Here is a 15,299-nt window from a genome sequence, read left to right on the forward strand (position 1 = left end):
TTCGTGTTGATTGCATTATTTATGATTTATGAACCAGCGATAGGAATATAGACCGATGGAGGAAGATAGCTACCTCCGGTATTTATATTTTCTGCCCAATCATATAATTGCTGCTCCGTAACCGTAAACTCACTTAAGGCTGGACGAGGAGGATATGCCATTAACGAAATATATTGGTTGGGTATAGGCTGACCTTCATCATTAACGGCCTGAGTAATTAATCCCGTATAATCCGTTACGACCCGAAATGTAAACATTTGAGTAAAGTCTGGATCTGCTGTAAAAACATAAGTCTCACCAGAGAGCTTATCCAAAACATCAGATAAAGTAACATTAACCCCTTCTTGCTGAAGAAATGGAATCTGGCTATTTTCCCCTAGCAGAAGATATTTGTAGTAAGAACCCAAAAGTTCAGCCTGTGCTTTTGATTCCAAGTCACCATAAGACTCATATGCGTATGAGTTCTGACCTTGTTTCTGTACGGTGTCACGGAAAAAGGATTTAAGTGTTCGCTCTTGCCCTCCTTTATTTTCGTTTTTATCAAAGGCAAGAAGCGGAGTCCACGACCAAGCAACAAGTTGAGACCACTGCGTTACAGCCTGTCTGATCTTCGCTAAGTCTTGAGGATTTTTCAAAGAATCGGGTAATGAAGTTTCCCAATGATTCGTCATCGTAAAAGTCTCCTGAAATAAAGGTTGGTCTGATTGAAAAGAAATACAATTGAAATCAGAAAAAATCAGTCGATAGAAACAACCGATTTACTCGGCATTTTCTCCACCAGAAGGATGTTCAGCAGCATTAATCAAAAAGCTAAAATCTGCATGAGTTACTACATTAGGTTTTGGCAATCTGGCAAAAGTATGACAAGCAATGCAAGAACTCCCTGTTTCCGTTTTCTGAACGTAAGGCTCTAGCGCTACATTTGCCAACTGCGAAGGCTTATTGCTGCGATTTGGTTGAACATCCCTAAATTGCAAATCATAAGGAATGGCAGGAGAACCCAGCCATTGCGTTCCAATTAACTGATAGTTCTGCCAAATGGAAGACTTGTCAACTTGCTTAAGCGCCTTTTTCCATTCTGAATTCAATGATTTCGCCGTACCAGTAATCGGCACTAAACGAGTAATTTGAGAAGGTTTCTGCTGCTTGATTTTGCCCTTTTTGTTGAGGGTTACAGCATGGGGAAATTCAGCGCGCCAAAGGTAAGGCTCTTTCGCATAAGGACGATTTTCCTTGCACTTCTTCTCGCAATTGGGATTATAGAGGTTGTATGTCCCAGAAGTTGGTAAATTACCCGCATCTGGCGCATTATCCAAATGCTCAAATGTCGCCCAACTCCAGGCTTGCTGACTGGTTTTCTGAACAATATGAAAACCAATTAAAGCAACCGGTACTGTCACCTCTTGTTCTTCACCATTCGCACTGCTCGCCGCTTCAACCAAAAAAGTGCGAGTGGTCGTGTAATAGGTGGATTTTATCTCATCCGGCACGGGATTCGGTAAAACCATCCAAGCAGTTTTAAGCTCGATCGCGCCGACATCCTCATTTTCCAGACAAGGAAACTGACCTTCATAGATGCCATCGGGAGTCTTATTACTACAAACCAGAGCAAAGGGATTATCCGTATCGTTGAATTCTGCGAGGTTATCAGCAGAATACCACTGATTATCAACGATTTGGTTGACTTCCATCGGGTTGATGCGAATCTCGTTGACAACGTAATTCCCTGCTTGGTCGATTAACGCTTTGCGATCCGGGAGAAGTATATCTGTCCTGAGTTCAACTTCTGTTCCCGCAGCCCTTGCCAGTCTTGCAGTTTTTTCCTCTCGAGCAACTTCTCCTGCAGCCTCGGTCAAACGCAACCCCAAACGCTGAACCGTCGTATTCTCAGTCTGACACGCTGGTGGCACAATGGGTAGAACGGGGCTGGGATTTTGGCCATCGGGAAGAAATATATCATCGGGAACATTATAGAATTCCCAAACGCGAGGAGCATCGGGGGCTTCCCCAATACTTTTGTTCTGCAAAGGGAGACCATTACAGTCTGCTGGCCAGTTCAGTGCAACAAATTCTTTCCAAGCAAAATCGCCAAAAGCTGTTTCTGGATTATAGGTTGACCTGACACTCAAACTCGGATTAATCGGGATTTGAGCGGTTAACTCTGGTTGAGGCACAGGAGAGGTTTGCGCCCGAGCATTCTCAGCAGTCAGGACAAATAAACCACCTCCCACGATACAAACCAAAATTACGGACAATAGTGCAACAAGACGTTGAGTGAGTTTCATTTTAAATTTGTCAAACGACAAAAGCAAGCAACAAAAGCAGCACTAAGACAGTTTAACGATCTGTCAGCTAGTAATTTTCTTCTTACTGAAAGTAAGGTGTATAGGCTGCGATCTACTTGTAACTATTTAAACCAGAAAAATTTTCTTTGTCAAGTTTTTCGTCGGTTAAGAAATAAGTATTTAAAAATAGGATTTACGCATTAATACCGAAATGGCGATCGCCTCCCTAAATATTCTCTTTAACTTTCTGAAGTGCGATCGCCTCTTGCTCATTCTAGACTGTAAAAACGACGAGGATTATCCCAAAGGATCTTTTGCAAGATTTCCTGAGATAACCGTCCTTCAAGGGCAACCATATTCTCAACAATATCGGGATCGTGATCCATGTGAGGATAGTCAGAGCCAAAAATGAGATTATCTGCCCCCAATTCCTCGATTAGTTTGGGAAGATAAGTTTCTGAGGGTTCAACCGCAATAAAACACTGACGGCGAAAATATTCTGAGGGCTTCATTTTTACCTTATCTTTCACTTCCCAGAGTAAATCTTCGTACTCGCGATCGAGTCGCCATAACCAATAGGGCAACCAACCACAACCCGACTCGAGAAAGCCTACTTTCAGGTTGGGATGATTTTCGAGTACACCTCCTTCGATTAATGCTAATAATGCCATCATTTGTTCCATTGGGTGAGAACAAGCGTGTAGAGCAAAGCGGGTGTTAAAGCGATCGCTGCCTGCTGTCGGGACGCGGCTGTGGGTGGTTTCGTGAAGCGCGATCGCGATACTCAATTCTTCGCACCGCGTCCAGAAGGGCTTGTAAGCCGGATCGCTCAAAATTCTTCCTTTAACGGGGTTAGGGCGCAAATAAACGGCTTTCCAGCCAAACTCAGCGATGCGCTCTAACTCTGTTAGCATTTCCTCGGGATCGTGCAGATTGACGACTCCTACTCCTCTCAGCATTTGCGGATTATAACTGCAAAAGTCCCGCAGCCAATTGTTATAAGCTCGCACATAAGCGCCCACTTGTTGCGATGCCATTGTATCCACTCCCACTAGCCATAAAAGATGGGTGGGATAGACAAAGGCAATATCTACTCCCATTTGATACATTGCTTGGATCTGAGATTCGGGATTGAATTCTCGCACAAAAGATTGAGGATGCGATCGCGTAACTTGTTTGACTCCTTCGAGGGCTAAAAGATCGGTATATTTATTAATCACCGATTCTCCTTGCACTTTCATTTCCGAGGAGGGGGCAAAATCTCGAAATGCGGGTTCGAGATAATCTTTCCACATTGAGTGGGGTTCATAAACGTGAGCATCCGCATCAATGATTCGATAACCTTCAAGCATGGGGAAAAATAATAGAAAATGGGATATATACTTGCCCCCTAAATCCCCCAATTCTGGGGGACTTCCGGAGTATTTTCTCTTCTCCCCCAAATTTGCCCCCTAAATCCCCCAATTCTGGGGGACTTCCAGAGTATTTCCTCTTCTCCCCCAAAGTTGGGGGCTGGGGGGCTTTCTTCTCCCCCAAAGTTGGGGGCTGGGGGCTGTCTAAAGTTGGGAGGGCTTCGTTCAATCCTACAATGAACCTACAATGACATTTTCTTCCTTTACTCTTTCTTTACGAGAAGATATTGCGATCGCGCAACAAAATACAAATATCTCTCTTCAATCTCCTGCGCGAAAGCTCACCTTTCCCAATCTTAAACCTGTACTCATTAAAATTTTTCACGATCTCAAACAAGGAAACAAAACTCTCTCTCAACTGCAAAAAGACGCGATCGCCTCTGACAATTTTGAAAGTTTGGCACTCTTCGATGCTTACCTCCAAAAATTGATACAATTAGGCTGGATTTACCATCTCGTTATTCCTCTGGCTAAAGCTGTCCCAATGGTGGGAAACTACCACCTCGATCGCGACGAGATCGACTGGCAAAATGATACTTTTATCCTTTCTCGGTTTGCATATTTACATTCCATTGATGGGGAAATGTGCCTGGAATCTCCCCTTTCCCAAAGTAAGGTTCTTCTCTTAGATTGGCGCAGTTCCGCCCTCATTGCCAAACTTTCCCAGCCGCAAACCGTGACGGAATTAATGACAGATATTCCCGATCTGACAGAAGCGATCGCGCAGCAATTCGTGTCCCTTCTCTTCGCAACCCAAATGCTTGCCCCCAAAACAGCGCGATCGCCCCTCATTTTTTGGGAATTCCACGATCTGCTTTTTCATAGCCGCAGTCGCAGTGGTAGGCACGATTACCCAATTGGAGGTGTTTATCCCTTTAAGGAGGCGATCGCGCCTCTCCCGGTCGTTAAACCCCTAATGGGAGACACGACGATCGCCCTCTACCGTCCCGATATTGAGGCACTCCAACAAACCGATTTACCTTTTACTCAAGTTTTGGAACAACGGCGATCGGTGCGAGAATATGATGAGGAAAATCCGATTACTGTACAGCAACTCGGGGAACTTTTGTATCGTTGCGCCCGAGTTAAAGAGGCGATCGAAACTGAAATGGTAGAACTCAGTCGCCGTCCTTATCCTAGTGGAGGGGCAATCTACGAACTTGAATTATATCCTGTCGTCCGTCACTGTGAGGGACTCGACCCCGGACTCTATCAATATCATCCCTTAGACCATGTACTCTGTCCGATTTCTCAATGGACTCCAGAAACTGAAGCTCTCGTTATTGAAGCATGGTTTGCCAACGGACAACAAGTGAAACCGCAAGTTTTATTGGTTATTACGGCGCGTTTCGGGCGACTCTTTTGGAAATATCGAGGCATGGGTTATGCTGCGATTTTAAAGCACGTTGGGGTCATGTATCAAAATCTCTATTTGGTTGCTACGAGTATGAATCTCGCACCTACTGCTTTGGGGACGGGCAATAGCGATTTGTTTGCCGCCGCGTCGGGAATTGATTATTATCAAGAGGCTTCTGTGGGAGAATTTATGTTGGGTTCGTTGTGTTGATGCCCCCCAGCCCCCAATCTTGGGGGAGAGGAAAGCCCCCCAGCCCCCAACTTTGGGGGAGAGGAAAGCCCCCCAGCCCCCAATTTTGGGGGAGAAGAGAAAATACTCTGGAAGTCCCCCAGAATTGGGGGATTTAGGGGGCAAATCTTTTACGGAAGAAAATAGCCCCCCAGCCCCTAATCGTGGGACAGAAGAAAGCCCCCCAACCCCCAATTTTGGGGGAGAAGAGAAAATACTCTGGAAGTCCCCCAGAATTGGGGGATTTAGGGGGCGAAGTTCGGGCATAATCATTAATGTTAGAATCTCCCAAAATTTTACTCATGCAAGAAAGAAATCTTCGCATTCGAGGGACGACACCAGAAATAGAACTTGCTGCCCGTAAACTGCGCGATCGCTTAACACCTGCTGAATTTTACCTTTGGCAAGCACTAAGAAATAAACAACTCGGAGGTTTGCGTTTTCGCTGTCAACATCCAGTGGGTCGCTTTATTCTCGATTTCTACTGTCCGTCTTGTAAATTGGCTGTTGAGGTGGATGGTGGTATTCACGATCGCCAATTTGAATATGATACTGCTAGAACCGAGCATCTTCAACAGTATGGATATCGGGTGATACGATTTAGCAATGAGAGAGTTATGAACAATATTGAGGCAGTATTAGAAGAAATTTATCAAGCGGCGATCGATCTAGCCCCCCAGCCCCCAACTTTGGGGGAGAAGACTCCGGAAGTCCCCTGAAATTAGGATATTTGGAGGGGTGAATCTGAAAGAAAATAGCCCCCCAGCCCCCAATCTTGGGGGAGAAGAAAAAATACTCCGGAAAGTCCCCCAGAATTGGGGGATTTAGGGGGCAAGCACCTTAAGAAGAGCCAGCAATAGGAATGTAAACTGAAGGTGGGAGATAGCGACCCCCTGTATTGAGATTTTTTGCCCAATCTGTTAATTGTTCTTCCGTTACTGTTGCTTCACTTAATAATGGTTTTTGCGGATAGGCCATCAATGCTACATATTCATCCTTAAAATTACCGGCTTCATCCTTGATTTGATGAATGCTGCCGGTAAACTCATTCACCACGGCTTGAAAGGTGAACTTGTCGGTAAATTCTCGTTCCGTACTGACTACATATTTTTCACCAGACAAGGCGTACAATACATCTGATAAAGTCAGAGTAATTCCTTGTTTTTTTAGGAAGGTTATTTTGTGATTATCTCCTAAGAGAAGGCTTTTGAAATCTGCTGCTAACTTATCCGCATCGCTTTGGGATTGAGAGATACCATAAGACTCAAAGGCTTCCATGTTTTGAGCCTGTTTTTGCAGGGTTTGGATGAAGAAGGATTTGAGTGTCTTCTCCTGTTTTTCTTTCTCTGCATTACCTTCAAAAGCCAGAACATCCGTCCAAGACCAAGCCACGAGACGAGACCATTGGGTGACGGATTTTTTAATCTTGGCGATATCTTGGGGATTCTGCAAAGAATCGGGTAGAGTTGTCTTTGATTTTAGCGTTTGCACTGGCATGGCGATCGACATTTTTTTGTGTTCTTCAGAATCAACTGTAACAGTTTTATTTTCCGGATATTGTAACTGCGTGGGTTAATTAAATTTGTAACATTTTATAACATAATAAAAAAGATTTGCCCCCTAAATCCCCCGATTTCGGGGGACTTCCAGAGTATTTTCTCTTCTCCCCCAAGGTTGGGGGCTGGGGGGCTATTTTCCTTCGTAAAAGATTTGCCCCCTAAATCCCCCGATTTCGGGGGACTTCCAGGGTATTGTCTCTTCTCCCCCAAGATTGTGGGCTGGGGGGCTATTTTCCTTCGTAAAAGATTTGCCCCCTAAATCCCCCGAAATCGGGGGACTTCCAGGGTATTGTCTCTTCTCCCCCAAGGTTGTGGGCTTGGAGGGCTTTTTATTGAGCATCATTGAGCAAATAACTAAAATCTGCATAGGTCTCCGTATTAGGATACGGTAACTTTGCTTGGGTGTGACAAGCAACGCACGACTCTCCCAAGGGATGTACTGGCAGTCCCTGTTGCACGTAAGATTCTAGAGTGGTATTGGCCAGCCTTGAGGGCTGATTTCCTTCCCTCAACTGCACATCCCTCAGTTGAGGATTGTAAGGCACCTCTGGGGTTCCCAACCACTGAATACCAACCAGTTGATAGTATTGCCAAACTGAAGAGTGAGACACCTCTCGCAATTTTTCCTGCCAGGTTGAATTAAAAGATTGTGCGATCGCCGGAATGGGAATGAGTCTCGTAATCTGAGAGGGAATTTGTTCTTGAATTTCTCCCATTTCGTTGCGAGTGACAGCATGAGGAAATTCCCTTCGCCAAAGATAAGGTTCTCGGGCAAAAGGGGTATTGGGTTGGCAATTTTCCCGACAGTTGCGATCGTAAAGGGTATAATTTTTAGCGGTCAATAAATTGTTTGCATCCGGTGCATTATCCACCTGTTCAAATGTTGCCCAAACCCATCCTTGCTGGCTGGTTTTTTGACTGATATGAAACCCAACTAAGCCCACTGGCACCGTGACAATTTCACTGCCGTTTGTGCTGCGATCGCTGGTAATCTGAAAAGTACGAATATTCTTGTAATATCTTGACTCGGGGATGTCGCAAACGGCATTAGTTTCGCCGAGAATAGGATTGGGTAATACTTTCCATGCTGCCTTAATCTCGATCGCCCCGACGGATTGATTCTCAGTGCAGGGAAATTTCCCTTCGTATAAGCCATCTTGTCCCGCATTGCTGCAAGCGAGAGCAAACAAGTTATTGGTATTATTAAACTCAAGCAAATTATCGGCAGTGTACCAGCGATTCTGCACGATTTGATTAACTTCTACGGGGTTGATGCGAATCTCGTTGACAATATAATTGCCCTCGCGATCGACCAGGGGTTGGCGATCGGCTAACAGCAAACTCATGCGATCGCCATCCGCTTCTGTCAGCCGTAAATCCCAAATATCCAGATTATTATCGGTTTGACAAGTCAGGGGCACCGGCGATCGCAAGGGTACCGGATCGCGACCGTCGGGCAGAAAGATATCTTTAGGAAAATGATAGAATTCCCAAACCCTAGGGAAACCCGGGGCTTGACCAATTTTCTTATCAGTTAGGGGCAAACCGTTGCAATCTGCCGGCCAATTCAAAGCTACAAATGCCTGCCAAGCCAATTGAGCAAAAGCTGTCTCGGGATTATAGGTTTCTCGGATACTCGAACTGGGATTAGCTGGAATCTCAAAGGTGAGTTTTGCAGAGGGAATACTTAGATTTTGCGCCTGAACTTTATTTGCAGGTTGTACAAAAAGGATTGCACCTATACAAAAAATGAGAACGATCTCTAAAATTGACCTAAAATTTCTAGCGATTTTTCTCATCACAACTCACAACTTTAATTTTTACGCAATTAGATGAGATTTAACTCCCAAGTTTAGGAGGAATTGGAGTCAAAGTCCCTCAGATTTGAGGGATTTAGGGGGTGGGTGCGTAAATTCTATTTAAGAGAAACCAAAAGCAATATAAGGAGAAGGTGGAAGATAATCGCCTCCTGTATGAATGTTATAGATCCAATTGGATAACTGCAATTCCGTCACAGTATCTTCTCCTAAGATGGGACGAGATGGATAAGCAACCTCTGAAATATATTGACGGTTGATGGGATAACCTTCTGCATCGATCGCGGACTTAATTTCGCCGACATACTTATTCAAGACAACGTGATAGGTAAACATTCCCCCAAATTCAGGATATTTCGTGGTGACGAGTTCGAGGCCGCTTAACTGTTTGCAGACATCGGATAAAGTCACGGAAATCCCGCGATCGCGCAAAAATTCAATGCGATCGTTTTCCCCTAATATAAGGTGTTTAAGTGTTTGAGAGTGCCGTTGTGCGTTTTTCTTGGACTCGGACTGACCGTAAGCGGCAAAAGCGAGATCGTCTCGGGCTTGTGCTTTGAGAATTTGGATATAGAAGGCTTTCAAGGCTTGTTCTTTAGATGCTTTTTGCGGATCTCCCGAAAAGGCTAAACAAGGAGTCCACGACCAAGCAACGAGTCGAGACCATTGGGTAGCACCTTGTTTTATTTTGGCGATGTCTTCGGGATTCTTCAAAGAGTCAGGAAGTGAAGTTTCCCAGTCATTTACTGTTTCTGGTGCTTTAACAGGCATTGCGAGTAACATTTTCAACATCTCCTTCAATGTAATTTGGCTGACTAGAAGAGCAATAAAATGCTGGCTTAGGCAGCGATCGCTCTTTTGATCGAACATCATAGACAATATTGTACATCAATAAAAGTATTGCCGAATACAACACTCCTTTTTGCAACTTTTTGTCTGCTACTGGGGCGGCGATACAATCAGGAGAATAAAAAGCAAGGAATGTCCGCCATGCAAATGCCGTCGCTGCTTCTGGTGTATAATTGACACGAATCAACGACTCGGGATCTTTTAAGAATTGACCGACCAATATAGGAGTTGGTCTGGCGATCGCGATGGGCGATCGCACTTCCTCAGTTAATGCCCAAACGTTGCCTCCCAATAAGCAAGCCAAAACAATTCCTAGAAGAATTGTTAAGCGTTGAAAGATTTTCCTCATTTTTCCAATCATTAAAACTTCCCAATCGCGAATTTTTGCCCCCTAAATCCCCCAATTCTGGGGGACTTTCCAGAGTATTTTCCCTTCTCCCCCAAAGTTGGGGGCTGGGGGGCTGTTTCCTTTCTTTAGATTTGCCCCCTAAATCCCCCAATTCTGGGGGACTTTCCAGAGTATTTTCCCTTCTCCCCCAAAGTTGGGGGCTGGGGGGCTGTTTCCTTTCTTCAAATTTGCCCCCTAAATCCCCCAATTCTGGGGGACTTTCCAGAGTATTTTCTCTTCTCCTCAAGGTTGGGGGCTGGGGGGTTGTTTCCCTTCTTCAAATTTGCCCCCTAAATCCCCCAATTCTGGGGGACTTCCAGAGTATTTTCTCTTCTCCCCCAAGGTTGGGGGCTGGGGGGCTGGCTGTCTAAGGTTAGAAGCTGGGGGGCTGTTTCTACAACCACATGGGGATCGGATTGAGTTGGTCTTCAGGAATGGGTTCCTTTAACCAGCCCAATTGTACGGGAACATCATAAAGTCGTCCCGCATCCAATCGCTTCCAGAAGAGACGCAAACCCGGTACGATGACTTTGACTACATTTAAGCCGATATCGGGGCGTGTTTGGTCGAGAACAAGCATTTCCATGCCCTTTTCTTCCACGAGGTGCTGACAGTATTGAATGTCTGCTAAAAGGTCATCATGCCAAACGATCGCATCGTCACTATAGCGTTTAGCTGGAACTTGGCGATCGGGGAGTAAATAGGGCTGATTTTCTACAGTCGCTGTTTTCCACCAGTTCAGCATATGGGGTTCTGTGGAAATAGCATAACGGGTCGTCCCGTCAGCATTAGCTAATAAAACCGCCGGAAGTACTTGCCCAATTTCCGTTAGCGCCCGTTGTAGTGCCAGTTTAGGGTCGAAATGAGTACCGAAACCAAAAATAATATCTTCCACCTCGCGATCGCATCGCCGAGAAATTGCGCCAAAGGTGGGAATATTTAGATCGCTAGTGAGATCCAAGACCCAAAGTTCTCGACCGAGGGAGTGATAATAGTCAGAAACGGCTTGAAAATAAGGGTCGTCGAAACTATTCAAGGCGATCGCGGGACGAGAAAGGCGATTGTACCACCACAAAGCAATACAATCCCGTTCAACTAATTCAAAAAAGCCTTGCAGAATGGCTTCTTCGATGGTATTCCCTGCCGCGCACCCATTCGTATTGGCCCAACAATCGGGCTTTTCCGGTTTAGGATAGCCAAAATAACAATAAGCAGTGGGTAAATATTTAAAATCTTGCTGAGTTAAAGACCAAACGGGAGTCCAGTCAATCTCCTTGCTTTCATCAAAAGGTTCGGGGACACGCTGAAAATTATCTTTGTGAGTGGCATTCCACTGGTGTCGATGTTTGTATTGTGCAGGACTGAAGTTCATGCAAGCATTGGGGTGAATGGCTTTCTCTGCAAGAGTTTGATAGTTAGCTTTAATACGAACTTCATCTCCTTGAAAAACACTAGAATAGCGTTCGATCGCTTCTCCAAACCCGCTTGCTTTAGCTTGAGCATCTGTTCTTCCTTTCCCCGCACTTCTCCCCCCGATATTCTTTTGCAGGTCAAGGAGAGAATCAAACATGGTAAGATGATGGTGTTGCGCCCGATATATATGCGTTAAACTGTTGAAGTCTCCTGGTAATTTTTCCAGCGATCGCACCACTCCAGTAATGGGACTGATGTGGTGCTGATACTTGGCCAAAGTTTCCTCGGGGGTAACGCAACGATGTCCCCCATCGGTGGTAAATTTCTTCTTGCGACTGCCGATAATCACTGGGAGAGGGCGCTTTTGGGGTTTAAGGAAGCCGCAATGGGGACATTGAGGACGCTTGACAATGGAGTGGTTATGTAGGGACAGGGAAAGGGGGTCATAGGTGGCGATCGCGTTTTCAAGACGTTTGTTTTCCCCTTGGAGAATCCATTTGAGGAGTTCATTAGCGACCATTGTTAGGGCAGTTTGTCGGGTTACAGGCAGATCTACGAGGGGAGGAGTAAGAGGCGATCGCTTATCTCTGCGTCTGCGGATAAAACTTTCAGTCGGTTGATTGTTTCGCAACCGTTGCGCTAAACATTCCCAACAGGCTGTTTTATGGGGCTGGAATATGGGTCCGATCCAAAGGAGAGTCCCGATCGGTTTGACCAACATCCAAGGGATAGAGGTTTGTAAATTAGTTTGGTTAATTGCCTCTATTTCAGGGTGCAAATAGTCATCGGTTAAGATGATTTCAATATCTGCGGGTTCGGCGATTTGTATATGCAAAGATGCTAACATATCCGTTAATTCCTGCTCGTGCAAAGACCCCAAGGTTTTAACGGCAACTTTAATGGATTTGAGGCGCTTTTTGGCATCTTCTGGCTTGACGTTGAGATATTCGCACAACAGGGTAATATTAGGCGGTAAAATGCCCTCATTTTCAACGAGAAGGCCTTTCTGTTGCAACTCCATCAGGGCGAAATAAATATAGGTCTCTGGAATCTCGTTGCGGAGTTGAGCGACGATTTCCTCTTGCGATCGCGTCCCGTCAATTAAAGGAATCAGTTTTTGATAGATAACATCGCTCAATAAAATAGTGCCTCTTTCAGACAATAAGAAGGCACTTTCTCCCTCTACGGTTTCAACGCGGAAGCTATTTTTAAATTTGGGTTTTTCAATCATGCTGATTTGGCAATAAAAATAATTGTTGCATCTTTGCCCCCTAAATCCCCCAATTCTGGGGGACTTCCGGATATTCTCCCCCAAAGTTGGGGATCGAGAGTTTTTTGCCCCCTAAATCCCTCAATTCTGGGGGACTTCCGGATATTCTCCCCCAAAGTTGGGGGCTGGGGGGCTGTTTTCCGACAAAAATAAGATAGAGCAGAAAACCAATTTTCTCTCTATCTCATTAAAATTATAGAACCTTACAGATCGTCTTTCTGAAATTGATTGCGATCGCCTCCCATTGAACTTCTCCTTTACTGTTATGCGATCGCAAATATGACTTGAGCCATAAGTCTCCCATAAATGCTGGCGATCGGGGAATCAGGAAGATAAATCAAGGAAGCGATCGCGTTCTTTCTGTGACTTGAAAAGGGATGGTAAGGCAGTGAGTATTACTGAGAAGAAACTTGGGTCACTTGACGCAAAGCACGGGTTTGATCCATCAATGCTTCCATATCTTCTTCGGATAAACGTTGGACATAATTGATCTTCACTTCTTCAATTAAAGCGACTAATAAATACTCCAAGCGTTCGATACTTTGCTTGCCTTTAATTTCGGTTCTCATTGACTTTGTAAATGTTTCCACCAATTTTTCTAATAATTTATCAAATTCGGGATCTTCCTCAATCAATTGCTTAATCTGGGCGTAAAGAATATTGTAAGTTTGGGCGATCGTTTGTTGGATTAAAGTTTTTGTTGTTTTCTCTACTCCTGGAATCATTTTCAAGTTTTGATAACCGGGTGCTTCTTTGATGGCTTTTTCGAGACTGTATTGCAGGAGAGATTCAATATCTTTTTCAACGGCAGGAAGCACTTTATTAACGACTAATTGTACCACCAAACGAGTAATTTCTGCAACTTCATTAGTATTATTGAGATCGATGTAAGTATTGTTATCTTCCTGTGCTAAAACGTTTGTAAATTCTCCTCTTTGAATTGAGCCTTGAACTTGATTGAGAACTCCCACTACAACGACTTCTGTTAAGTCTTCAGCGATCCCAGCAACAAAGCCTTGACTGGCTTGTTTTTTGATTTTTTGGAGGTCAATAATTTTAGCTTGATGCAGGCGAATTGTTACTGGAATAATTCGCAATAAACGGATGGGACGCAGCCAATAGAGAACGGGGAAAAATAACAAGATATCATACCAGCGCCAGAGCATTGCATCGAGCCAACTTACCCCTTTACGCTGACGGCTAATAAACCACGATCGCGCTAAAAATTCGAGGAGAAAAAGAGCAGTAAAGGGAAAATCAACTAGACCAAAATTATCGAAGGGTTCGCCATTTTCGCCGATGGGACGGAAATAATTAGTTTCCATCAAGGGACGAACGCGTTTATTAAAAAATTCTAGTTCTTCCGAGGCACTTTTCTGAGAAAGATAGTCCTGACTCCAAAATATGTTGAATGCTTCTTTTGCAGAACCATCTGCTTTGGTAACTCGTTCGCGCATTAGGTTTTTAATCCGTTCTAAAGTTCCAGTTTTATTGGCAACTTGGAAAGGATTTGTATCGATCATCTCATTGCTGCGATCGCGCAAACCTGCTAGAATCTCGGTCACTTGGGGAGAACGAAAACTACTCAATTCTTTTTCAAACTCTTCAACTCGTTTTAAGTATTCTTGGGTGTCGCGGTTGGCTTCTATGCCTTTAACGGGGTCGTAGAGTTGAGCAATAGGTAACTGATGTACAATCATGGGTTCTTGGGGGAACTGATATTCAAAGTCTCCCAGTTTAAAATTGATCAAAGACATTCGACCTTGAAGCCAAAAATCTCGCAAAGGAATATAAGTATAATTAAATAAAACAACAATATAGTTGAGAAGGGCAAAGATCGCCATACCTCGTTCAAACCAAATATTGTTTTTCTTCAGGAAATTAGAGGTTGAAGGTGAAATTTGTTTAGAAAGAGCCATGAGAATTACCAAAACTATATTTTGACGAAATTTCTTTTTGATAACCCACTTTATAACCCATTCCTCCCCCTAACGATCGCAATGCAATATTTATGCAATATTTATTCAAGAACCGCGATCGCGCAACCCATTCCCCTGCAACAAAAAGAGTTCTGCTTCCGTACAAACCCCATCTAAGCGACGATCCCAAGCATCTACGGGTAATTGAGTCAGCAAGGAAGATTGAAAAACAATCCCGATCGCGGGTTTATCTTGCCACTCGGGTAATGCTAACATTCGATCGTAAAAGCCCCCTCCATATCCCAAACGGTAGCCAGCGCGATCGCAAGCAACTGCTGGCACGAGGATTAAATCTACTACTTTCGCCTCTAAGATGGGTAAATTGGCGGCAGGTTCAAAAATGCCATAAGCGCCCTTTTCTAGCTCATTTTCGGGCTGCCAGATATGCCAGAGGAGAGATTTACCCACACATCGAGGTAAGCCCCATTGCTTTTGCTTATTCTGCCACAAAGGACTCAAATCGGGTTCTTGGCGAAAACTACTATAAACAAGTACAGTTGTTGCCTTGACAAACAAGGGTATATCTTGCAATAGAGAACAGAGGCGATCGCTTTTCTCTCGCCAACTTTCCGGCGTTAATGCTTGTCTTTGCTGCAATAATTGACGGCGTAGGTTTTTTTTCCTCATTCTCATCTTTGACTTTGATATGCCTGCCATGCTAACTCTAAAAGGGCGGTATGAGATTGGTCTGTATTCCTCGAATTCATTGCTCTTAAGAGGCGATCGCAGTCGTAGCGACTAA

The 15,299-nt window shown here is 44.4% G+C and carries 12 protein-coding genes; 2 read left to right on the plus strand and 10 right to left on the minus strand.

Annotated elements, in window-relative coordinates:
- Positions 1-26: 26 nt before the first annotated feature.
- The 3 genes from VB714_RS24790 to VB714_RS24800 form a co-directional block, all read right to left on the minus strand.
- Positions 27-671, minus strand: a complete 645-nt coding sequence (locus VB714_RS24790) for a hypothetical protein (protein ID WP_323227647.1) — start codon at positions 669-671, stop codon at positions 27-29.
- Between the two features lie 87 nt (positions 672-758).
- Positions 759-2,285, minus strand: a complete 1,527-nt coding sequence (locus tag VB714_RS24795) for a hypothetical protein (RefSeq protein WP_323227648.1) — start codon at positions 2,283-2,285, stop codon at positions 759-761.
- A 269-nt stretch (positions 2,286-2,554) separates the two neighbouring features.
- A complete protein-coding gene (locus VB714_RS24800) occupies positions 2,555-3,637 on the minus strand; it encodes an amidohydrolase family protein (protein WP_323227649.1) in 1,083 nt (360 codons plus the stop codon).
- A 247-nt stretch (positions 3,638-3,884) separates the two neighbouring features.
- On the opposite strand from VB714_RS24800, the gene VB714_RS24805 reads away from it, so the two are divergent.
- The gene (locus VB714_RS24805; RefSeq protein ID WP_323227650.1) at positions 3,885-5,264 is read left to right on the plus strand and encodes a SagB family peptide dehydrogenase; all 1,380 of its coding nucleotides are present in this window, start codon (positions 3,885-3,887) and stop codon (positions 5,262-5,264) included.
- Positions 5,265-5,557: 293 nt separating this feature from the next.
- Entirely contained in the window at positions 5,558-6,001 is a 444-nt protein-coding gene (locus tag VB714_RS24810; protein WP_323227651.1) for an endonuclease domain-containing protein, read from the plus strand.
- A gap of 121 nt (positions 6,002-6,122) precedes the next feature.
- On the opposite strand, the gene VB714_RS24815 is transcribed toward VB714_RS24810, so the two are convergent.
- From VB714_RS24815 to VB714_RS24845, 7 genes are all read right to left on the minus strand, one after another.
- A complete protein-coding gene (locus tag VB714_RS24815) occupies positions 6,123-6,779 on the minus strand; it encodes a hypothetical protein (protein ID WP_323227652.1) in 657 nt (218 codons plus the stop codon).
- Between the two features lie 391 nt (positions 6,780-7,170).
- Positions 7,171-8,640, minus strand: a complete 1,470-nt coding sequence (locus VB714_RS24820; protein WP_323227653.1) for a hypothetical protein — start codon at positions 8,638-8,640, stop codon at positions 7,171-7,173.
- A gap of 120 nt (positions 8,641-8,760) precedes the next feature.
- Complete coding sequence (locus VB714_RS24825) at positions 8,761-9,441, minus strand: hypothetical protein (protein ID WP_323227654.1); 681 nt, start codon at positions 9,439-9,441, stop codon at positions 8,761-8,763.
- The gene (locus VB714_RS24830; RefSeq protein WP_323227655.1) at positions 9,419-9,856 is read right to left on the minus strand and encodes a hypothetical protein; all 438 of its coding nucleotides are present in this window, start codon (positions 9,854-9,856) and stop codon (positions 9,419-9,421) included. The genes VB714_RS24825 and VB714_RS24830 overlap by 23 nt, the downstream gene beginning before the upstream one ends.
- A gap of 433 nt (positions 9,857-10,289) precedes the next feature.
- Complete coding sequence (locus VB714_RS24835; RefSeq protein ID WP_323227658.1) at positions 10,290-12,539, minus strand: TOMM precursor leader peptide-binding protein; 2,250 nt, start codon at positions 12,537-12,539, stop codon at positions 10,290-10,292.
- A gap of 434 nt (positions 12,540-12,973) precedes the next feature.
- Complete coding sequence (locus VB714_RS24840; protein ID WP_323227660.1) at positions 12,974-14,497, minus strand: hypothetical protein; 1,524 nt, start codon at positions 14,495-14,497, stop codon at positions 12,974-12,976.
- 105 nt (positions 14,498-14,602) lie between these two features.
- Entirely contained in the window at positions 14,603-15,184 is a 582-nt protein-coding gene (locus VB714_RS24845; protein WP_323227663.1) for a 5-formyltetrahydrofolate cyclo-ligase, read from the minus strand.
- Positions 15,185-15,299 lie beyond the last annotated feature (115 nt).

This window comes from Spirulina sp. 06S082 (assembly GCF_034932145.1).
Taxonomy (GTDB): Bacteria; Cyanobacteriota; Cyanobacteriia; order Cyanobacteriales; family Spirulinaceae; genus CCY15215.